This is a genomic window from Pseudofrankia saprophytica (assembly GCF_000235425.2).
In the GTDB taxonomy this organism is placed as follows: domain Bacteria; phylum Actinomycetota; class Actinomycetes; order Frankiales; family Frankiaceae; genus Pseudofrankia; species Pseudofrankia saprophytica.
Window position 1 is genome coordinate 1,547,915 of the sequence record NZ_KI912266.1, and the last position, 20,491, is coordinate 1,568,405.

At 74.1% G+C, this 20,491-nt stretch carries 15 protein-coding genes and 1 pseudogene; 9 read left to right on the plus strand and 7 right to left on the minus strand.

The annotated features are described in order from the left end of the window. Positions 1-619 precede the first annotated feature (619 nt). Complete coding sequence (locus FRCN3DRAFT_RS0206705) at positions 620-1,363, minus strand: HNH endonuclease family protein (RefSeq protein ID WP_007518065.1); 744 nt, start codon at positions 1,361-1,363, stop codon at positions 620-622. Between the two features lie 228 nt (positions 1,364-1,591). Between FRCN3DRAFT_RS0206705 and FRCN3DRAFT_RS0206710 the strand changes: the two genes are divergently transcribed. Continuing rightward, the gene (locus FRCN3DRAFT_RS0206710; RefSeq protein WP_027140323.1) at positions 1,592-2,272 is read left to right on the plus strand and encodes a TetR/AcrR family transcriptional regulator; all 681 of its coding nucleotides are present in this window, start codon (positions 1,592-1,594) and stop codon (positions 2,270-2,272) included. An 82-nt stretch (positions 2,273-2,354) separates the two neighbouring features. Here the strand turns inward: FRCN3DRAFT_RS0206710 and FRCN3DRAFT_RS0206715 are convergent, their stop codons facing one another. After that, positions 2,355-2,735, minus strand: a complete 381-nt coding sequence (locus FRCN3DRAFT_RS0206715; protein WP_007518061.1) for a rhodanese-like domain-containing protein — start codon at positions 2,733-2,735, stop codon at positions 2,355-2,357. Between the two features lie 148 nt (positions 2,736-2,883). Continuing rightward, positions 2,884-3,762, minus strand: a complete 879-nt coding sequence (locus FRCN3DRAFT_RS0206720) for an Fpg/Nei family DNA glycosylase (RefSeq protein WP_007518059.1) — start codon at positions 3,760-3,762, stop codon at positions 2,884-2,886. 37 nt (positions 3,763-3,799) lie between these two features. Here FRCN3DRAFT_RS0206720 and FRCN3DRAFT_RS54875 point away from each other — a divergent pair, with 37 nt between their 5' ends. From FRCN3DRAFT_RS54875 to FRCN3DRAFT_RS0206740, 4 genes are all read left to right on the plus strand, one after another. Next, a complete protein-coding gene (locus FRCN3DRAFT_RS54875; RefSeq protein ID WP_027140324.1) occupies positions 3,800-4,012 on the plus strand; it encodes a hypothetical protein in 213 nt (70 codons plus the stop codon). Between the two features lie 164 nt (positions 4,013-4,176). After that, positions 4,177-5,994 carry a serine/threonine-protein kinase gene (locus tag FRCN3DRAFT_RS0206730; protein ID WP_007518058.1) on the plus strand — a complete coding sequence of 606 codons (1,818 nt, stop codon included), beginning with the start codon at positions 4,177-4,179 and terminating at the stop codon, positions 5,992-5,994. 54 nt (positions 5,995-6,048) lie between these two features. Further along, positions 6,049-7,479 (plus strand): ATP-dependent sacrificial sulfur transferase LarE, encoded by a 1,431-nt coding sequence (gene larE / locus FRCN3DRAFT_RS0206735; protein ID WP_007518056.1) that lies wholly within the window; start codon positions 6,049-6,051, stop codon positions 7,477-7,479. Positions 7,480-7,694: 215 nt separating this feature from the next. Next, the gene (locus FRCN3DRAFT_RS0206740) at positions 7,695-8,090 is read left to right on the plus strand and encodes a cold-shock protein (protein WP_007518054.1); all 396 of its coding nucleotides are present in this window, start codon (positions 7,695-7,697) and stop codon (positions 8,088-8,090) included. Between the two features lie 30 nt (positions 8,091-8,120). Here the strand turns inward: FRCN3DRAFT_RS0206740 and FRCN3DRAFT_RS0206745 are convergent, their stop codons facing one another. The 3 genes from FRCN3DRAFT_RS0206745 to FRCN3DRAFT_RS0206755 form a co-directional block, all read right to left on the minus strand. Further along, entirely contained in the window at positions 8,121-9,053 is a 933-nt protein-coding gene (locus FRCN3DRAFT_RS0206745; protein WP_007518052.1) for a 1,4-dihydroxy-6-naphtoate synthase, read from the minus strand. Positions 9,054-9,661: 608 nt separating this feature from the next. After that, complete coding sequence (mqnB, locus tag FRCN3DRAFT_RS0206750; protein WP_007518051.1) at positions 9,662-10,561, minus strand: futalosine hydrolase; 900 nt, start codon at positions 10,559-10,561, stop codon at positions 9,662-9,664. Positions 10,562-11,078: 517 nt separating this feature from the next. Continuing rightward, positions 11,079-12,275, minus strand: coding sequence for a DUF3027 domain-containing protein (locus tag FRCN3DRAFT_RS0206755; protein WP_232793948.1), 1,197 nt, complete (start codon positions 12,273-12,275; stop codon positions 11,079-11,081). 252 nt (positions 12,276-12,527) lie between these two features. On the opposite strand from FRCN3DRAFT_RS0206755, the gene FRCN3DRAFT_RS0206760 reads away from it, so the two are divergent. Further along, complete coding sequence (locus FRCN3DRAFT_RS0206760) at positions 12,528-14,339, plus strand: MFS transporter (protein ID WP_007518048.1); 1,812 nt, start codon at positions 12,528-12,530, stop codon at positions 14,337-14,339. Between the two features lie 39 nt (positions 14,340-14,378). Here FRCN3DRAFT_RS0206760 and FRCN3DRAFT_RS0206765 read toward each other — a convergent pair whose 3' ends face one another. Next, on the minus strand, positions 14,379-15,419 hold the full coding sequence (locus tag FRCN3DRAFT_RS0206765; RefSeq protein ID WP_007518046.1) for an ABC transporter substrate-binding protein: 1,041 nt from the start codon (positions 15,417-15,419) through the stop codon (positions 14,379-14,381). Between the two features lie 364 nt (positions 15,420-15,783). Here FRCN3DRAFT_RS0206765 and larB point away from each other — a divergent pair, with 364 nt between their 5' ends. The 3 genes and pseudogenes from larB to FRCN3DRAFT_RS54880 all read left to right on the plus strand — a co-directional run. Then, a complete protein-coding gene (gene larB, locus FRCN3DRAFT_RS0206770) occupies positions 15,784-16,722 on the plus strand; it encodes a nickel pincer cofactor biosynthesis protein LarB (RefSeq protein ID WP_007518045.1) in 939 nt (312 codons plus the stop codon). Further along, entirely contained in the window at positions 16,719-18,260 is a 1,542-nt protein-coding gene (gene larC, locus FRCN3DRAFT_RS43015) for a nickel pincer cofactor biosynthesis protein LarC (RefSeq protein ID WP_007518043.1), read from the plus strand. The genes larB and larC overlap by 4 nt, the downstream gene beginning before the upstream one ends. A gap of 1,492 nt (positions 18,261-19,752) precedes the next feature. Continuing rightward, positions 19,753-20,491, plus strand: a pseudogene (locus FRCN3DRAFT_RS54880) (hypothetical protein); the annotation flags it as partial.

Here is a 20,491-nt window from a genome sequence, read left to right on the forward strand (position 1 = left end):
TGTGCGGTGGATCTGTTCCTGGCTTGGGTGGGCGGCAGGCTGGGTCTCGTCTTCTCGTCGGCGTCGGTGGCGCTGGATCGAAAGGGCGTTCGAGGCCGTGACGGGGTGGATGAGGTGAACTCCGGCGGGTGGGTGAGGTGACCGAACCTCGGACCCGTCGTCGCGGTGCCACTGATCCGAACGGGACGCGGCCGGGTGTCGATATGTTCCCCGGCGATTCTTTCCGGCTACCTTTCCGAGTTTTGGTACCCATTCGCGAGCAGGGGCACATTGGTAAATCTTTTGAAAACTGCCGGATTGGGAAATACTGGTAGGTGTGAGCGGAAGTGGCGGGGTTGCCGTGTCCGTCGCGGCTACTGGCGCCCGCTCGCTACGCCGGCGTCACCGGTGGCGATCTGGACTCCTTGGTCCGGATCGCCACCGGCGTGGTGGCACGGGCCCGCCGTCCCCACGAGCCCGCCGTTCCGCGGGCCGCCCTAGGACATCTCATGGCCTCGGCTGTCTGGCGACGAGGCGGGACGCGAGGTTCCCGGTCGTCCGGGATCGCGACCCGACCACCGCTGGCGACGCGAGGCCGGGGTCCCTGCTGGGGCGCGAAGCGTCCGGCCGCGGGACCGCCCTACTCGCCCAGTTCGGGCTGGGAGGGGCAGGTGGACAGGACGCCGCGCATGGCATCGGCCTCGGCCTGGGTGACCCAAAGGTGGTAGCGGGCCTTCAGGCCGACCTGACGGGCGACGTAGCTGCACTGGTAGCCCTTGGCGGGCGGGAGCCACTCGCTCGCGTCCTGGTCGCTCTTGTCGATGTTCGTTGGGCCGTCGACGGCGAGCAGGTTCTGCGGGTCGTTGGCGAAGGCCTCCCGCACGTCGTCGGTCCAGGCGTACGCGCCGGTACGCCAGGCGTCGGCGAGCGCGACGACGTGATCGATCTGCACCGCCGAGGAGTCCCGGCCCCGGTTGAAGCGGATGATCCGGTTGGTGTACGGGTCGCTCAGCTCGCCCGAGAGCACGATGCAGTCGTCGTTCTTGCCGACCGTGACCGAACGCAGGTCGCGGTGCAGGATGTCGTTGCGGGTGTCACAGCTGTTGTGGTCGACGTCCTTCCAGGCGGTGCCGAACTCGTCGCGGTCGTACTTCTTCTCGGTGCTCAGCGGCTGCACCTGCAGGGTGGCCAGCACCGCCAGCGCCGAGCCATCCCCGGCCGCGCCGCCCGTCGCCGGGCCCGCCGCCGGCGTGGGTGTTGGGCTCGAGAGACTGTCGACGGCCTGCTGGACCCCATCGCACGAGGTCAACAGCATCGCGGCGACCACACTGGTCACCAATGCCGCGGCCGCCACGCTCATTCGTCGCGACACCAACTTGCTCATCTACGCCCGCCTGTCCTTTGTCCGCTGTCCGCCGCCGCCGCTGCGACCGCCGCCCGATCGTCCGTGGGCAGTCTGCCTCGTCGGCCCAATCTTCCGGGTAGTCGACGAGAAGCGCGATCCGCCCCCCATCCTGCACTTTGGCACCTCCGGCGCCGGTTGCGACCCACGAATTCGGGTGTGTGATCGAATGGGCCGATCCCGCTGGCTTGGGGCCCTTACAGTGGCCGCATGCACCCGGGGGGCTCGCAGGTGGTCAAGGTAGTCAAGGTGGTTGGGCCGGGTCGGCCCTTGCGTCGCGACGCGGAGCGGAACCGGGAGCGCATCCTACGGGCGGCCCGCGAACTGTTCATCGAGCAGGGCCTGAGCGTGGGCGTGGACGAGATAGCCCGGCGCGCCGGCGTCGGCATGGGCACGCTGTACCGCCGGTTCCCCAACAAGGACGCGCTCGTGGAGGAGACCCTCGTGACCGCGGTCGGGCGGGTGCGTGAGCTCGCGGTCGTCGCCATCGAGGCACAGCCGCCCGGGCGGGCGCTGCGCGAGTTCCTGGTGACCGGACTGAGCGACGACGCCTGCCGGTGGGCATTCGTCTCCCGCCGGCTTTGGACCGGACGCACCCGAGCGGCCGTGTTCGACGAGGTGGTGCCGCTGATCGGGACGATGTTCGCCGATGCTCAGCGGGCCGGCCTGTTGCGCGCGGACGTGGTGCTCGCGGACCTGATCGTGCTGCTACGTGCGTTGCGGGTGATCCTCGAGCTCACCGACGCGCCGACCGGGGGCACCTGGCGCCGCTATGTCGACCTGATGCTCGACGGACTGCGCCCCAGCGACCACAACAGTCGCCTCGAGGACCCACCGGTCTCGCTCGCCCTGCTGGCCGGCGCGCCCGTGACCATCGCCGAGCTCAGGTAGGCCACCCGACGCGGGACAGCGCGGGCAACCGCCGCCAGGGAACGCCCTCGCGGGAACGCCTTCGCGGCGGGCCGGCCCGCCGCTACAGGACGAAGGGCGGGACTGACGTGTCGGCCGTCATCGGGCGGGCGGCCGAGGCCCAGGCCATCATGCCGCCCTCGAGGTTGTAGGCGTCCCAGCCGCCGTCGACCAGGAAGGCGGTGACCCTGCCCGAGCGGTGGCCGGAGCGGCAGACCGCCACCACCCTCGCCGAGCGCGGGACCTCGTCGAGACGGCCGGTGAGCTCCCCCATCGGAATATGGACCGCTCCGTCGATGTGACCGGCCGTCCACTCCTCCGGCTCGCGCACGTCGAGCAGGAACAATCCGGCCGAGGTCCCTCTTGGATCGGCGGCGCCGAGGTCGGAGGAATGGTTCGGCGGGATGTCAGCGACCGTGACGGTCGGCAGTTGGTCAGCTCCCACCACGCCATCCTCGCATTCCGAGACGGCGATCCGGCGACTGGGGCCCGCCGTCGGCGCGGTGGCCGGCCTGGCCCCGGGACCCGGAAGTGCCTCCGGCCGGCACCGGGAAGTGCCTCCGATCATGGCCAGAGGTGGCTCCGGCCCGCGGCTACTTGAGCAGGCGGGACAGGCGGCGGTCAGCGAGGATCCGGCCGCCCGTCTGGCAGGTGGGGCAGTACTGCAGGCTCCGGTCCGCGAAGGCGACCTGACGCACGGTGTCGCCGCAGCGCGGGCAGGCCTGTCCGGTGCGGCCGTGGACAGCCAGGTTCGCCTTCTTCTCCGCCTTCAGGTCCGCGGCGCCCAGGCCGCCGGCCGCGTCGACGGCGGCGCGCAGCACCCCGACCACCGCGGCATGCAGCGCCGCGACCTGCTCGGCGCCGAGACCGCTCGCGGGCGCGAACGGCGAGAGCCTCGCCGCCCACAGCGTCTCGTCGGAATATGCGTTACCCACCCCGGCGAGCACCGACTGGTCGGTGAGCACCCCCTTTATCTGGGCCCGCCCGGCGGCCGCGAGCAGCCCCGCGAGCGCCTCGACGGTGAACGCGTCGTCGAAGGGGTCGATCCCGAGCCTCGCGACGCCTGGCACCTCGGCCGGGTCGCGCACCAGGTAGACGGCTAGCCGTTTCTGGGTGCCCGCCTCCGTCAGGTCGAAGCCGGACCCGTCGGTGAACACCAGCCGGAACGCGAGCCCCCCTCGGCCGGCGCGTCCCGGCGCGGCCGGCTGGCTGTCCTTCCAGCGCAGCCAGCCGGCTCTGGACAGATGGGTGACCAGGTCGAGCCGCTCGCCGCCCGCCGCGGCGAAGACCAGGTCCAGGAACTTCCCGTGCCGGGTGGCGTCGACCAATGCCGCGTCCACCAGGTCACCGGGCCCCGGAGAGACGGTGCGCAGCGCGTTGATCGCGACCGGCTCCGCCCGCGCGACCACCTTGCCGACCGCGCGCTCTCTCAGGACCGACGCAAGCGCTTCCATCTCCGGTAGCTCCGGCATGTGCCCAGTGTCTCCTACCGCATGCGATCGTGGAGGCATGACAACTGGCGGTTCTGTCCACGACGGCCAGACCGACGGCCCGTGGCTGACCTGCCCCTGGTGTTCCGGGATCGTCCCGCTGGCTCACCTCGTTCCCTCCGACGAGGAGCCGGGAGCCGCGGTCGCCGTCTGCGACGACTGCGGTCGCCGTGTCTCGTTCCTCCCCCCCGACGACCCCGACAGGTCGTCGCCCGGGGTGTCGGCTAGCTGAACGCGGGGGGCGGGGAACCGGGGTGATGGGGCAGACTGCGGCTGGTGGGTCGCGCCAGGTCGCGCGGTGCTCACTGGCTGGCGGCATGGCGGGACGGAAGCGAGAGCGGGCGGGACAACGGCGAGGGTGACCGGGGTCATCGGGCCAGGAGACCGGGGGCGCGGGTGACGGAGGACGTGGCGGGCGCGGCGCGACGCCCGGCCTCCGGTGTGCCAGGCGAGCCGCTCGCCGCGCACGACCCCCGCCGGATCGGTCCGTACGCCCTGCTCAGCCGGCTCGGAACCGGCGGGATGGGAACGGTCTACCTCGGGCGGGGGCCAGCCGGCCGGCTGGTCGCCGTGAAGGTCATCCGGCCCGACCTGGCCGCGGACGAGGAGTTCCGCCGCCGCTTCCGCCAGGAGGTGGCCGCCGCCCGCCGGGTCGCCCCGTTCTGCACCGCCGAGGTGCTCGACGCCGACCCCGACGCGTCCGCGCCATACCTGGTGACCGAGTTCATCGACGGCCTGCGCCTGGACCAGGCGATCGCCAGAGGTGGCCCGCTCACGTCGTCGACGCTGACCGGTCTCGCGGTCGGGGTGGCCACCGCGCTCACCGCGATCCACCGGGCCGGGCTGATCCACCGTGACCTCAAGCCGAGCAACGTGCTGCTCTCGCTGTCCGGGCCCCGGGTCATCGACTTCGGCATCGCCCAGGCCGTGGCCGCGGACAGCAAGGCCAAACCGACGTCCTGGGGGTTCGGCTCCGCCGGCTGGATGGCGCCCGAACAGATCAACGGGCAGCCGATCGGGCCGGCCGCGGACGTGTTCACCTGGGGCATCCTCATGGCCTACGCCGGTACCGGCCGGCACCCCTTCGGTGAGGGGCAGGACATCGACCTCGCCTACCGGACCGTCTCGGCCGAGCCCGACCTGATCGGCCTCGCGCCGCCGCTGTACGGCCTGGTCGCCGCGGCGCTCACGAAGGACCCCGACGGCCGGCCCAGCGCTCGCGACCTGCTGCTCGCCCTGGTCGAGACGGGCCCGAGCGGCGGCGCGGGCCTCGCCCCGGGGGAGGAGCTGCTCGGGCTCGCCGCGGATCGGGCGGACGTGATGGCCGGCCCCGTCGTGGCGGCGCTGACCGGCCCCGACCAGCACGGCCCAGGCCAGCAAGGACCGGACCAGGGCGGCGTGGGCCGGGCCGGAGGGCTGCCCAGGACGAGGGTCGCGCCGCCCGGCTACGGCGCCGCCGGTCACGGTCCTGCGGGTCAGCGCCCACCGGGGGCCCGGGAAGCGGGGCAGGGGCAGGCCGCACCCAACCGAGGCCAGGCCGCCGCCTACCCCGGAGCTTCCGGGGGGATCGTGTCGCCGCGGCGGCCGTCGACCCCCGTCGGGGGCGAACGGCACTGGCCCGGGGGCGGCCCACCAGGCGGAGGGCCGGGCGGTCCGCCGCCTGCCCGGCGTCGCGGGCCGGGCAACCGCGGCAGCCGCGTCGGGCTCTGGCTCACCGTCCTGCTGCTCGTCCTGGGAGCGGCGGCGATCGCCGCGATCGCGCTGAACCCGGGCACGTCCAGCGACGTCGGCTCCGGTTCGTCCGGGACGTCGGCGACGCCGGCGACGCCGACGCCCACCGAGCGGGTCTACCGCGACGGTTCGCTGGAGTTCACCATCAAGGACGTGCGCTGCGGCGTGACCGAGATCGGTGTGATCATCAAGAAGCATCCGGACGGGCAGTACTGCCTGGTCAAGGTGAGCGTCCACAACGCCGGGAACACCGCGCGTGGCCTGGTCGCCAACCAGCAGTTCATGTTCGACCAGAACGGCGGCAAGCACGAGGCCTACTCCAGCTCCCGCTGGTACTTCCCGTTGGAGAGCCTCTGGAACTCGGTCAAGCCGGACGGAGAAGTCAGCGGCACGCTCGTGTTCGACATCCCGTCGGTGGCCCATCCGTCACGTCTCGAGCTGCACGACGGACTCCTCGGCGACGGCGTGACCATCCAGCTCTGACGCCGATCCGGTCGGCGCCGGCCGGCGAGCGAGCGCGGTCGTTAGGCTCAGGGAGTGTCAGATGGTGCGCCTGCTTCTTCGCTGGTTGTCGGGTTCGACCTGGACCTGACGCTGTTGGACGCGCGCCGCGGCATCGCGGCGACATACGTGGAGCTCTCGGCGCGTACCGGCGTCCCGGTCGACAGCGCGCTGGCCGTCAGCCGGCTGGGCCCGCCGCTGGAGGAGGAGCTCGCGAACTGGTTCCCGCCCGGCGAGATCGCGGCGGTCGCCGCGCTGTACCGCGAGCTGTACGCGGTGCACGCGATCCCGGTGTCCGAGCGGATGCCCGGCGCCGTGGAGGCCATCGAGGCGGTGCGCCGCGAGGGTGGCCGGGTGGTCGTGGTCACCGCGAAGAACGAGCCGCAGGCCCGTGCCAGCCTCGCGGCGATCGGCATCGAGCCGGACGTCGTCGTCGGCAACCGTTACGCCAGCACCAAGGGTGACGCGATCCGCGAACTCGGCGTCGAGATCTTCGTCGGCGACCACGAGGGCGACATGATCGGGGCCCGTGCCGGTGGCGCCCTCGCCGTCGGGCTGACCACCGGGCCGCACGACGCGGCGGCCCTCGCCGCCGCGGGCGCCGACGTGGTCCTGGGCGCGCTCGCCGCGTTTCCCGACTGGCTGGCCGACACCGTGCTCGACCGGCGGGGCGCGGCCCTGTCCGCGAGGCTGACCGACCTCGGCTCGGTGCTCGTCGCCTTCTCCGGCGGCGCCGACTCCGCCTTCCTGCTCGCGTGGGCGGTGCGCACGCTCGGTCCGGACGCCGTCGTCGCGGCGACAGCCGTCTCGCCGTCGCTGCCGGCGGCGGAGCTCGCCGGGGCGCGCGCGCTCGCCGGCGACCTGGGCGTGCGCCACGTGCTGCCCGCGACCGACGAGCAGTCCCGGCCCGGCTACCGGGCGAACGGCGCCGACCGGTGCTACTTCTGCAAGGCGGAGCTCACCGAGACTCTCCTGCCGTTCGCGGCCGAGCTGGGCCTCGCGCACGTCGTCACCGGGACCAACGCCGACGACGCCGTCGCCGGGTTCCGTCCCGGCATCCGGGCGGCGGCCGAGCGCGGGGCCGCCACCCCGCTGCTCGACGCCGGCCTCACGAAGCGCCAGGTGCGGGCCGCCTCGCGCCGGCTGGGCCTCGTCACCGCCGACAAGCCGGCCGCCGCCTGCCTCGCCAGCCGGATCGCCTACGGCATCGAGGTGACCCCCAGCCGGCTCGCCCGCGTCGAGCAGGCGGAGGGGGCGCTTCGGCTCGCGCTGGCGGGAGCCGGGCTGGACTACAGCGACCTGCGGGTGCGGGACCTGGGTGACCGGGCGCGCATCGAGGTGGACGCCGGGCTGGTGACGACCCTCGCCGACCGGCCGGACCTGGTCGCCGTCGTGGAGGGCTTCCCCGCCGTCGAGGTCGACCCGCGTGGCTTCCGCTCCGGCTCCATGAACGAGCTGCTGTCCTGACCGCTGACTTTCGGCTGTCGGCTGTCGACCGCTGACTGGCGCGGATGAATTCCTGCGCCTGACGGGCGCGCGCCCTATAGCCTGATGACCGTCGTTGGCTGGTCGAGCCGCCCCGGTCGCCCGGGGCGAAGGCCGGCGAAGGCGCGGCCGGGTACAGGTGGCCGCGCCTTCTTTGGCCCTGTTCCATCCCGTCGTGTCACAGAACGAGGTCGCCCGTGCCCACCGGCAAGGTCAAGTGGTATGACGTCGACAAGGGATTTGGTTTCCTTAGCCGCGACGACGGCGGCGACGTGTTCGTCCACAAGGCGGCGCTTCCGCCCGGTGTCGAGAAGCTCCGCGCGGGCGACCGCGTCGAGTTCGGCGTCGCCGCCGGCCGCAAGGGCGACCAGGCCCTGTCCGTCCGGGTGCTCGCGGCGCCCCCGTCGGTGGCGAAGGCGGCGGCACAGGCCGCCCGGCGCAGCCCCGACGAGCTGCACAGCATGGTCGAAGACATGATCAAGATGCTCGACGAGGTCCAGCGGGACCTGCGACGCGGCCGCTACCCCGACCGCCGCGCCGCCCAGCGCGTCGCCAAGGTCGTCCACGCCGTCGCCAGCGAGCTCGAAGTCTAGGGCTGGCGTTCGAAGTCCAGGGCTGGCGGTTCAGCGCAGGGCGGTGGGAAGGCGGGGGACGAGGCCCTCGGCGGCGGCCCGTCCGAGGAGCTCCTCGACGGCGGCGTAGCCCTCGTCACCGAGATCGAGGCTGAAGTCGTTGACGTAGAGGTTGATGTGCGCCTGGACGACCTCGGGCGCCATCTCCTGGGAATGCGCCAGCACCCAGCCCGCGGACGCCGCCCGGTCGGTGAAGGCGGCCGCGACGCTGGTCCGCACGGCGACGCCGAGGTCGCCGACGGCGGCGGGCAGATCCCGGCGGGCGAGGATCGCGCCGAGCGGGATCGGCAGGCCGGTGGCTCCCTCCCACCAGTCACCGAGGTCGGCCACCGACACCAGCCCGTAGGACGGGTAGGTGAACCGGGACTCGTGGATCACCAGGCCCGCGTCGTAGCGGCCGTCGCGGACCGCGGGCATGATCTGGTCGAACGGGAGCACGTCGACCGAGGCCACGTCGACGCCGGCGGCCCAGAGCCGGAACAGCAGATACGCCGTGGTGCGGGTGCCGGGGATGGCCACCCTGGCGCCGCGCAGGACTCCCGGGCCGGCCGTGCCCGTCGCCCGCTCATCCACCTGGGCGGCGTCAGGGCCGCCGCCGGGCGCGCGGCCGGCGGCCATCAGGACCAGCGGGCCGCAGCCGCGGCCGAGCGCGCCGCCTGACGGCAGGAGCCGGTAGCCGTCGAGCAGCCACGGCAGCGCGGCGTAGGACACCTTCACCAGGTCGTCCAGGCCCTCGGCCGCCCGCGCGTTGAGCACGTCGATGTCGGCGAACGTCACCGACACCGGCGGCATCCCCGCCACCAGGCCATGCGCCAGCGCATGGAACGCGAAGGTGTCGTTCGGGCACGGCGAGATAGCCAGACTCAGCGGCGCCACACCCCCGGGCGCGGCGGTCGGCCTGGGCTGGGTCAGCTCGGTTGCCATGCTGTGTATTTTGGTTCGCTCCGTGCGGGCGGCGCGCTCCGGCCCCTTCCTTGCTTCGCTGCGGAAGGGACCTCCGCGCGCCGTCCTCCTCCGCTCACGTGCGCTGCGGCGACCTCCGCTGCGGCCCAACCACTTCGCTTCGCTCGTGGTCGGGCCTCCGCGGAGGCGCGCCTCCGCGCCGTACGGTCACCCGCCGTTGATCGTCACCAACCCGAAACGGCTGTGCTCCCAGGGCCACGTCGCTTCGCTCGTGGGTCGGGTCTCCGCGGAGGCGCGCCTCCGCGCCGCACGGTCACCCGCCGTTGATCGTCACCAACCCGAACGGCTGTGCTCCCAGGGCCACGTTCGCTTCGCTCGTGGGTGGCTCCCGCAAGGATCTGCTCCAGATCGGGCCCCGATCTTGGACTAGCGCCGGTCAAGCGGGTCGCAACCGAGCTGGCGCGGAGGCGCGCCTCGCGGAGGCCCGACCCACGAGCGAAGCGAAGTGGGCCGGGCCGCAGCGAGGTCGCCGGAGCGCACGTTCGCGGAGGAGGACACGGCGCGGAGGTCCCGTGGGAGCGAAGCGAGTACGGGGCCGGAGCGCCGTGCCCGCACGGAGCGAACCAATGTCAGAGCGTCTGGAGCAGGCCGTCAGGGTGGGCGACCAGGGCGCCCGCCGCGGTGCGCAGGCTCGCGAGCGCGGACGGCATGTTCCAGCTGCCCCGGTCGCGCCGGCCCACCTGGTTGCTGATCGCGCGGATCTCGCCGACGGGCACCCCGAAGGCCGCGGCGGCGATGCCGACCGCGTAGCCCTCCATGCCCTCCGCGACCGGGTCGAAGCGGGCGGTGAGAGTCGCCGCGCGAAGTTCGGTGCCGGTGACGGTGGCGACGCTGAGCACCGGGCCGGCGGCCACTCGGCGGCCGGTCAGCCCGAGCACGGTGCGCAGCCGTTCGACGAGCTCGGGGTCCGGGACGATCGTGGACGAGCCGAGACCCAGGTCGTCCAGGGTGAGGAACTTGCCGTCGACGGACGAGCTGGTGGTGCGTGGCAGCGGCGGCGCGCCGGTGCTGTGGAAGCCGAGGCTGCGATCCATCTCGTGGATCTGGCCCTGCGGCTCGCGCAGGTCGTCGAGGCCCGACTCGGCGCCCAGGTCGGCGGCGATCAGCCGCCCCGCCACCGCGAGGTCGCCTATCTCGGCCCAGCCGCGAAACCCGCCCGCGACCCCCATGGACAGCACGAGGGTGAAGGGGTCGCCCGCCGCCTGCGCGACCGCGAGCGCCACCGCGGTGCCGGCCGAGGCCGCCGGCCCGCCAGTGCCGGCGGCGAGCACCGTCACGGGGCCGCGGCGGCGCCCGACGTAGGGGCCGAGGGTGGACGTGGTCAGCAACTGCCGGTCCCAGTCGGGCGAGACGGGCGCGCTCGGCGCCTCGGCGGAACGTCCGCGGGAACGCGACCAGCTACCCATCAGGCCCGCGCACACCGCGTCCGCCTCCGCCTGCACGGCGGTGACGATCAGGGTGCGGCTCATCGGCGTGTCCGAGGCATGGTTCCTGGCTTTCGTGTCGCTGTTACGTTGCGTCGCACTATTGTCACGCCTGAGGCGCGTGGTCGGTCCTGCCGGTCACGTTCCTTCGGGGTCCGGGGTCGGCCTGGCGGCCCTGGGTCGGTTCCGTGCGCCATCGAAGGAATCAACATGCCCACCGGAAGCGCCACCGTGTCGGATGGCGCGGTAACAGCACGGGGTTTCCAAGACGGGCAAACAGGACTTTGTTGACGGACCTTAGCATCGCCGTCGACGGTGCGTGGTGCCCCGCATCTCCATGTCCGGCTCGGTGGCGACTCGACCCGGATCGGCACGTCCGGCTCGTGCGCCACCGCCGCGGACCCCGGGCATCCCGCGGGCATGCCGGGGGCGGCGGGGACGCCGGCGGCCTGGCGGCCCCGGGGGCCTCCGCCGAGCGGTGTCGATGCCCCACCGGGGGGCCGGTTGGGCCGCCCGGCGGAGCGCGCGCTTCAAAGGCGGTCCACGCGCGGTTCAGACCGGTTCAGGCGTGACCGTATGGCTCCGGGCGGCCGGCGTGGCTGATGCCGGAAGCGTCCCCGCCAGCGCCGCCCGCCGTCGCGCCGACCAGCTCGACGTCCGTCGGCGTCAGATCGGATGGATCCTCGTCGAAGGGCACTGACTCGGGATGCGCCGACGGCGCGACCAGCGCCTCGGAATGGGCGCCGCAGCCGTGGTCGATGGAGGTCACCCGTGCATCGTCCGGCGCCAGCTCGTTGGCGCACGCGCCGAACAGGCGGCCAAGCGCGCCGGCCAGCCGCACGTGGAAGCCGCAGGTGAGGCAGGTGGCCGGGGCGACCTTCGCCACATGCGCGTCCGGGCCGGGCTCCCCGGCGTACCAGCGCGCGCTGGCCTCCTCGCGGCCGATCGCCGACAGCACCCGCGGCCGGCCGAGGCCGAGCTCCAGGAAGTCGTCGGTGTCGACGAGCTCGTCGACGTCGCTACGGCGCAGCGCGAGCCTGGGGTCGTCGACGGCGGTCGGCAGCAGATCGCCGACGCCGACGTCGCCCGGGCGCAGCCGCTGCGACCACGGCACCCAGGGCGGCGCGAGCAGCGCGCCCTCGCCCGGCATCAGCACCACGTCGTCGACGGTCACCCGGCGAACCCGTGGCGCCCGCGCGGTGATGACGGCCCACACCCAGCCCCGGTAGGCGGGTGTGCGGCAGGCGAACCGGTGCAGCACCAGTCGCTCACCCTCGGCCTCGACGCTGAGGTGCTCGCCGACCGCGTCCGCGTCGCCGGCCTCCTCGACGGCGGCCTCGCGGGCGACGTCGACCGCGGCCGCACAGACCGGGTCGGGGGCCCGGACGGCCCGCCCCGCGCGACCACGGCCCCCCTCGTCGACCGTCTCGTCCTCGTCCGCCGCGCCCTGGATCTCGGCGACAGCCGGCTCGGGCTCGGGTGGCGTGACTGCTTCGGGTTCCTCGGAGGCCTCGGCGGTCGGCACCGTCTCGGGCTCGGCTTCGGGTGGCGTGACTGCTTCGGGTTCCTCGGAGGCCTCGGCGGTCGGCACCGTCACCGTCTCGGCAGTGGGCTGCTCCCCGGAGAGTGTCTCAACGGTCGGTGTCTCGGCGGCCGGCGTATCGGGAACCGGGGGGTTACTCGTCGGGGCCTCGGCCGAAACGGCAACCGGCTCGGCGGCCTGGCCGGCGAGCGCTTCCGGTGCCTCCTCGCTGGTCACGGGGTCTGGCGTCCCGGCCGCGATCGACGTATCCGGCTGCGCGGCCACAGGCGTAGCTGAGGCCGCGGCCGGCGTCGCCGGGGTTGCGCTCACGGCGTCGTCAGCGCCTGTCACATCGTCCACGAATACATTCTCGCCCAACCGTGACCGGTACGCCCGGCGTGGTCGTGGCCCAGCGGCTGTTTCGCGAGCACACTCGGCAGGGTGGGTACTGGCGGGATCGGCCGAACGGTGGGAAAGGCCCGCGCCGGGATGGGCACGGGCCTGACTCGGGTGCGCGCGTCGACGAGACGGGATGGCGCGGACCGATCAGGGCTCGCGGCCCTGCTCGACCTGTCCGTGATCAATGCCGCCGGCGACGCGTTGGTCACCGTGGTGCTGGCTGGATCGCTGTTCTTTTCCGTCCCGACGGGTGAGGCGCGCTCCAAAGTCGCCCTTTATCTGTTGATCACGATGGTGCCGTTCGTGCTGCTCGCGCCCGTGATCGGACCGGTCCTCGACCGGTTTCCCTACGGGCGGCGCTCGGCCCTCGCCGCGCTCTGCCTTGGCCGCGGCATGCTTGCCTGGCAGCTGGCCGCCTCGCTGACCGGGCTCGCGGTCTACCCGCTTGCGCTCGGCCTGCTCATGCTCTCGCGGGCGTTCGGGGTCGCGCGCAGCGCGGTCATCCCGCGGGTGGCTCCGCCGGAGCTGACCCTCGTCAAGGTCAACTCGCGAATGTCGATGGTCAACATCGTTGCCGGCACCATCGCCGCCCCGGTCGGCCTCGGCGTCGCGCACATCCCCTACGTCGGTTACCCGTGGGTGCTGCGGATCTGCGCGGTGCTCTACCTGGCCGGCGTGCCGTACGCGTTCAAGCTGCCGAAGCGGGTCGACTCGAACGAGGGAGAGCGCCGGCTGCGGGACGTGGTCGCCTCCGCGACCGGCCCGCGGGCTCCCCTGGTCGCCGGGGAGAAGAAGCAGAGGAACCAGAGCCGGCCGGCCCGGGCGCGCGCCGCCGTGCGGGCGGTGCTCGGCGGGTCACCGGCGGCGCTGCGCTCGACCCTGGTGCTGCGCACGATTGTGGGATTCCTGACCTTCTACCTGGCCTTCCTGCTGCGCGCCGAGGGCGGAACCTCGCTGTGGCTCGGCGTGCTGGCCGCGGCGGCGGCTGTCGGCAGTGGTCTGGGCGTCCTCATCGGCGGGCGGCTCGGCCGGCGTCGCCCCGAACGTCTCCTGACCCTCGCGCTGCTGCTGACGACGGGCAGCTGCGCGCTCGCGGCGGTCACCTACGCGAAGCTCACGGCGTTGCTCGCCGCGCTGTTGGCGATGCTGGCCGCCTCGATGGCCAAGCTCGCCCTGGACGCGATCATCCAGCGGGACACCGCCGACGACGTGCGCAACTCGGCGTTCGCCCGCTCGGAGACCGTCCTGCAGCTCGGCTGGGTCGGCGGTGGCGCCGTCGGGCTGATAGAGATGCCCGGCCCGCTGGGCTTCGTCCTCGCGGCCGCGGCGGCCGGCGCGACGGTGTTCGGGCAGGCGCGGGAGCTTCGGCGGATCCGCGCGGCGCGCCGCGCCGAGGCCGACGCACCGGAGACGGCGGGCGACTGGCCGACCGGCGAGCCCTGGTCGGGCGGTGAGACCTGGTCGGCCGGGCGAGAGGTTCTTCCGGCGATGATGCCGCCGCCCGGGGACCAGTCGCCGCCCGCTGGCTGGCCAGCGGCCGCCACGGTTCCCAGGGACCAGCCGAAGCCCACCCGCAGATGGGGAAGCCGCACGCGGCCGCAGGCAGCTCCGCGACCACCGTCGACCTCGGACTGGCCCCAGTCTTCGTGGTCCGGGGACCCGTCGCAGACGGATGGGCCGGGCTGGGGAGAAGGCGACGACTGGCCGCCCGCCGCCGCGGCGGCGGGCGGCCCGGTGCCAGCCGTAGACGCGGAGGTGACCCTGCCGGCCCGCCGGCGCCGGTGGGGGCCGCGCGCGAGCGCGCGGCCGATCGAACCCGACCCGGACACGACCCGCCCCCTCGACCAGGAACGGCGGCACCCGCAGGTGCCGCCGCCCAGGGCCGATCTTCCTACCGACTAGCGTCCGCGGCCCGGTCGAGACCGGGCCGGCTTCGGACTGCTAGGCGAGCAGGTTCTTGCTCTTCAGGTATTCCTCGGCGACGTCGGAGGTCTTCTCCCGGTCGGAGTCGACCTTCTTGTTCAGCTCGGCGAGGTCGGCGGTGGTCAGCACGGGCGCCAGCGCGTTCAGCGCCGCGCTGATCTCGGGCGTGAGTGACTTCGTGTTGACGATCGGAACCAGGTTGTCAGCGTTCTGCAGCTTCTTGTCGTCGTCGAGCACGACCAGGTCGTAGTCGTCGACCGTGGCGTCCGTGGTCAGGACCAGCCCGAGCTGGGCGGTGTTGTCCTTGACCGCGGACTTCGTCTGCGCGGTGTCGACGCCGGTCTCGACGATCCCGGTGACCTTGATGCCGTAGGTCTTCTCGAGGCCCGGCTGGCAGAACGGCCGGGTCGCGCACTCGGGACCCGCGGCGATCTTCACCTCGAGGCCCTTGGCGCCCAGGTCGGACAGCGTCTTGAGGCCGTTCTTGGACGCGAAGTCCTTGCTGACGGCGAACGCGTTCTGGTCGACGGCGTCCGCCGGGTCCAGCGCGGTGAGGCCCTTGCCGGTGGCGAGCTTGCGCAGCGCCGCCAGCGACGCGTCCAGGTCCGACGACGAGACCGACGCCGCGTCCTTGCCGTTGACCAGCGAGTTGAGCAGGTCGGCGTAGGTGGCGACGTACTGCGGCATGACGTCGATCTGGCCGCTCTCCAGTGAGGACTGGGCGATCTCGGTGCTCTGCACCGAGGTCCGGTCCACCTCGAAGCCGGCCTTGGTGAGCAGCTGGCCGTACATGTCGGCCAGGATCTTGCTCTCGGTGAACCCGGCGTCGGCGATGGTCAGGTGCCCCTTGGCGGCGCTGGTGGTACCGCTGGCGGCAGGCTGCCCGGAGTCGTCGTCGGAGCCGCCACAGGCGGCCGCGCCCAGGGTGACTGCCAGCACGGCCGCGACGCCGACCACGCGTGGCCCGACGCCGCGGCCGAACAGCCGGCCGAGGTGTGGGCGGCCGCGGCGGCGTGGCCGCGGATCGGGATCGTCGGCGAACGGTGTCGTTTCTGCCACAGGTACCTCTCCTGAGTGTGGGCGCCCTGCGCCCTGCCCCGTGCACCGGCGGCTGGCCGGGCCTCGTCGTGTGGAAGTGGGCTGGGCAACGGTCCGCAACACGTTGTCCGGCCGATCGAGGCAACGCAACCAGATACTGCCTATTCCCGGTGGAAAACCACAGAACTGTAATCCTCGTGTCATACAAACGAGCCCGGCTGCGGAGCGTGGATGAGCAGCCGTAGCGAGTAGCCGCGGGACGAGGGACGCCGTCGGCCACATCCGCGGCCACATCCGCGCCGGCCCCCGGCTGCCGGCGGGCGAACGTACGATCGGGCGCCGAACAGACGGCGGCGGAGCGGCGGCGGAGGTGAGACTGGCACCGATGGACACCGAACAGCTGCGCGCGCTGTTGACCGAGGTGGCCGCCGGTCGGGTCGACACGGACGAGGCGATGGCTCGGCTCGCGGCCGGGCCGCTCGGCGACGGCGCCGGTTTCGTGGACCTCGGGTACGCGCGGGTCGACACCCACCGCGGCGTGCGCACCGGGGACCCGGAGGTCGTCTACGCGGCTGGCAAGACGGCGACCGAGACCGTCGGCATCGTGACCGCGCTGCGCGCGGCGAGCGGTGACGGCCGGCCCACCCTGGTCACCAGGGCCGGCAGGGAGACGGTCGACGCTCTGCTCGCCCACTGGCCGGACGCCATGGTGACCGACCGAGCCCGCCCGCTGGCCACCGTCGCCGTCGGCCAGCTCCCGCCGGCCCGCGGCCGGGTCGTCGTCGTCTGCGCGGGGACCTCAGACACGCCGGTCGCCGACGAGGCGGCCCTCACGGTCGCGGCCAGCGGCGCGGGTGTCGAGGTGCTGTGCGACGTCGGCGTGGCCGGGCTGCACCGGCTGCTCGCGGTGCGCGACGTGCTCGCGGGCGCCGACTGCCTCGTGGTGGTCGCCGGGATGGAAGGCGCCCTGCCCAGCGTGATCGGCGGCCTGGTCGGAGTGCCGCTCGTCGCCGTGCCCACCAGCGTCGGATACGGCGCCGCGTTCGGCGGGCTCGCGGCGCTGCTCGGGATGCTCACGGCATGTGCGCCCGGGATTGCCGTTTGCAACATCGACAACGGCTTCGGCGCCGGCCTGTTCGCCGCGCGGGTCGCCCGCGCCACCGCCGGCGCCCGCGGCACGACGGCCGTCACACCCGACGTCACCGAAGCGGGCGTCGACGACGGCCGCGACGGCCGCGGGCCGCGGGCCCCGGTCGCGGCCGTCCCGAGGCCGGTGGGGCCGGCCGAACCGGCCGAACCGGTGGGGCCGGTCGGGCCGCGATGACGCGACGGGTTGGCTGGCTGGACCTGTCCTGCGGAGCGAGCGGCGACATGCTGCTGGGCGCCCTGGTTGGTGCCGGGGTGCCGCTCGGCGCCATCGCCGGCGCCGTCGACGCGCTGGGGCTGCCCATCAGGCTCGAGGCGAGCCAGGTACGGCGCGCCGGCCTCGCCGCGACCAAGGTCGACGTCGTCGTGCCCGCTGACGACACCGTCCGCACCTGGGGTGACGTCCGCGGGCTGCTCGCCGGCGCGCCCTTGGCCGAGCCGGTCAGGGTCCGCGCGGCGGCCACCTTCGCCGCGCTCGCGGCGGCCGAGGCACGGGTGCACGGGATCGCGCCGGATGAGGTCCACTTCCACGAGGTCGGCGCGCTGGACGCCATCGCCGACGTGGTGGGCGTGAGCGCCGGCCTCGCCTATCTCGGGCTGGACGAGCTGGTGGCCACCGCGGTCGCGCTCGGCGGTGGGCGGGCCAGGACGGCTCACGGCGTGTTGCCGGTTCCCGTGCCCGCCGTGCTGGAGCTGCTGCGGGCGGCGGGCGCGCCGGCCAGCGGAGGCCCGGCGCAGGTCGAGCTGTGCACGCCGACCGGCGCCGCGATCGTCGTCACGTCGGTGGCCGGCTACGGCCAGCTGCCGCCGCTGCGGGTGACCGCCGTCGGCGCGGGCGCCGGCACCCGGGACCTGCCCGGCCGTCCCAACGTCGTGCGCCTCGTCCTCGGCGACGCGCTGGAGGAAGCGCTCGGCGGTAGTGGCTGGCGGGGCGGCGGCCACTCGCGCCATGACCACTCGCACCGCGGTCACTCGCGCGGTGACCATTCACATGACGGTGACGGCGCCGTCGCCGTCGCCGTCGCTCTCCCGCCCGACCCGGCAGAGCAGGCCGACGAGGCGGAGCAGGCTGACCAGGCTGACCAGGCCGACGAAACCCGAGACCGCGGCGGGTCCGGAGGGCGAGGCGAGCTGGGTGGTCTCGTCACCACCGACGAACTGGTGCTGGAGGCCAACGTCGACGACCTCGACCCGCGAGTGTGGCCGTCGGTGCTCGCGGCGCTGCTCGCCGCGGGCGCGGTGGATGCCTGGCTGACGCCGATCCTGATGAAGAAGGGCCGCCCGGCGCACACGCTGCGCGCGCTGGTGCCACTCGTGGCCGCGCCGGGCGTGCGGGCGGCCGTCTTCGCGCACACCTCGACCCTGGGGCTGCGCGAGACGGCGGTGCGCAAACATGCGCTGGCCCGCGGCGTGCGCGTCGTCGAGGTCGCCGGCCACGCGATCCGGGTCAAGGTCTCGCCGGGTCTCGCCGGCGCCCACGTCGACGACAGCGGTGCCGGCGACCGGAACGCCGGCGGCCACGTCGGCGACCTTGGAGGTGGTGATCGGGGTTCCGCTGGCGGCGTGGCCCAGCCCGAGTGGGAGGACGTGGCGCTGGTCGCGGACCGGCTCGGCTGGCCGGCGCGCCGGGTGCTCGCGGCCGCGAACGCGCTCGCGCACGCCGGCGACTGGTCGGACGTACCCCTGCCCGCCGAGGGCGGCCCCGCCGCGATCTGATCCGCGCCGCCCGCGCTGATCCGCGCCGCTCGCGCTTGACCCCGCGCCACCTGTGCTGATCCGTGCTGACCCGCGTGGCCCGTGCTGATCCGCGCGGCCCGCGAGCCGGCCGCTGACCATGCACGGGCGGCGCCGTGGTTCCACACTGCTCTGGAGTGAACGGGTGACGACCTCCGTCGTGGGTAACCGTGGGGTGAGTGGTCAGAAGGCGCATGGCACCCACCAGGGCAAAGTCCCCACCGGACCGGGCGAAGCCCCTCGGATAGGCCCGCCAGAGGGTGGCATGGGACTATGGGGTGGGTGCTTATAGTGATCTTTGGCCATTTCCGCGCCATGGGCTAGTCCATCGGTGTTCTAGTCACCGGTGGATCCAGCCCCCGACGGAAGGGTTTCCTGTGGACGGAGCGGGCGCCAGGCCGGATCGTGAGTGCCCCGCCCATGGCGGGGCGGACCGGGCGGGATCATGAGGAGCGACGCGGACATCGATGCCGGTGACGGGTATCCGCCCTCGCGGTACGCCGGTCAGCCGCGGGTGGACGTCGCCAGGGCGCCCGCGGGAACGGGCCGTCTCGACCCCACCGCGCTGCCCTTCGCGGCTGGATACCTGGGCCGCGCCGCCGCCGGCGAGCCCATCGGCGAGCAGGGTGCCGACTTCGGCGGCGCGTACGGTGCCGACGGCCCTCCGAGAACGCCGGGAGTCGGACGCCTGCCGGGCGTGGGCGCGCACGGCCAGCTCCCCCCACCCCCACCGCCCCCACCGGTTCCGCCGCCTGGCGGAGAGAACCCGAGGTACGGCGCGTCGGCTGGTCCCGGCTCGGCCGCCCCCGGCGGCGCTCCGGACGGCCGGCGCCCGCCAGGGCCCGCCGCCTCCAGGCAGGCGCCGGGCGCTCTAGCCGGACCGGGTCGGCCAGGCGGGCCGGGCGGGTACGGCGCCTCGAATGCTTACGGCGCCCCGAGTGCCTACGGAGACCCGAGTGCCTACGGAGACCCGAACGGATTCGACTCATCGCACGGTCGTGGCGCACCTGACGGTCGTGGCGCGCCTGACGGTCGTGGCGTTCCCAACGGTCGTGGCGTTCCCGACGGGTACGGCGCCCCGAACGACCAGGCCTTCGATCCGCGCGGCTTCGGTGCTCCGGGCGGCTTCGGCGGTTCACCCGGACCCGCGGCGCCGAACGGATTTGGTCGCGCCGAGGTGGCCGACTGGCGATCGGAGGTCGACCTAGACGGGCGCGCGCACCCCCGCGGCCCGCGGCCCGGTTCGGCGGCCGCTCCGCCGCCCGCGCCGGGCCCCATCGACTTCGATCCGGGCGACCGGATGCCGGCCCGCCCGCCCGTCTCGCCACCGGGCTCCAACGGTTGGCGCCCCGACCCCTGGGCTCCGGCCCACGCGCAGGCCGGCCCGAACGGGGCCGCGCGAGAGCGACGGCCCGATCCGCTCACCGATTTCACCGTCGACGCGTCCGCCTCGCCGGGCGGCCCACCGAGGCCAATGCCCGACGGGTGGTCGGTCGGGGCTCCGGACCATCCGTCCACCCACGCCGCCGCGCCGCCGCCGCCGCGTCCGGCCGCCCCGCCGCGTGCCGTGCCCGGCCCGCAGTCGCCCCCGCGGGGCGGGTCGGCGCCGGGTCCCGGCGGGCCATTCGCGACGGACGGGCGCGTCGAGGACTGGCAGGGGGGCTACCCGGCCCGTGCCCTTCCCGGCGCACCGGCGGATGGTCCCGCCGCGAGGCCAGCCGGCCCGGCCGAGCAGGCCGCCGGCCGGAACCCGCCGTCCGCCGACCCGTTCGGCGTCGTCGCGCGCGACCCGTTCGTGCTCGGCGGGCGAGGGCCCGCCAGACCTCCCGCCCCGCCCGCGGGTCCGGCCGCTGAGTTCTCCAACATCCTGGCCCCCGCCAGCGGCACCGCCCGTCAGCCCGCCGACCCGCGCGAGCCGGCGCGGGAGGGCCACGGTGTTCCTTACGCGCCAGGGCATCCGTCCTGGCCGACCGGCCTCGCCATGGAGAACCCCAACGCCCCATCCCGGCCACAGACCTCCCGGCAGCCTTCCCAGCCGGCCTCCTACGGTGGCTTCGCCGATCCGGCGGGGGGCCCGGCCGACCTGCCCGGGCCGCCGCGCGTCCCGGCGGCGAACGGGCGCGGACCCGTCGGCGCGCCGTACGGCCAGAACCAGGCCGGCGCCTTCTCGCCCGCCGGCCCACCGCCGCCGCCCGCACCGCCGGGCAGGCAGT

What these genes read in the sequence shown, in the direction of transcription:
- FRCN3DRAFT_RS0206705 (WP_007518065.1), bottom strand. Translation starts at nt 1,363, where the DNA reads ATGAGCAAGTTGGTGTCGCGACGAATGAGCGTGGCGGCCGCGGCATTG.
- FRCN3DRAFT_RS0206710 (WP_027140323.1), top strand. Translation starts at nt 1,592, where the DNA reads ATGCACCCGGGGGGCTCGCAGGTGGTCAAGGTAGTCAAGGTGGTTGGG.
- FRCN3DRAFT_RS0206720 (WP_007518059.1), bottom strand. Translation starts at nt 3,762, where the DNA reads ATGCCGGAGCTACCGGAGATGGAAGCGCTTGCGTCGGTCCTGAGAGAG.
- FRCN3DRAFT_RS54875 (WP_027140324.1), top strand. Translation starts at nt 3,800, where the DNA reads ATGACAACTGGCGGTTCTGTCCACGACGGCCAGACCGACGGCCCGTGG.
- FRCN3DRAFT_RS0206745 (WP_007518052.1), bottom strand. Translation starts at nt 9,053, where the DNA reads ATGGCAACCGAGCTGACCCAGCCCAGGCCGACCGCCGCGCCCGGGGGT.
- mqnB (WP_007518051.1), bottom strand. Translation starts at nt 10,561, where the DNA reads ATGAGCCGCACCCTGATCGTCACCGCCGTGCAGGCGGAGGCGGACGCG.
- FRCN3DRAFT_RS0206760 (WP_007518048.1), top strand. Translation starts at nt 12,528, where the DNA reads ATGGGCACGGGCCTGACTCGGGTGCGCGCGTCGACGAGACGGGATGGC.
- larB (WP_007518045.1), top strand. Translation starts at nt 15,784, where the DNA reads ATGGACACCGAACAGCTGCGCGCGCTGTTGACCGAGGTGGCCGCCGGT.
- larC (WP_007518043.1), top strand. Translation starts at nt 16,719, where the DNA reads ATGACGCGACGGGTTGGCTGGCTGGACCTGTCCTGCGGAGCGAGCGGC.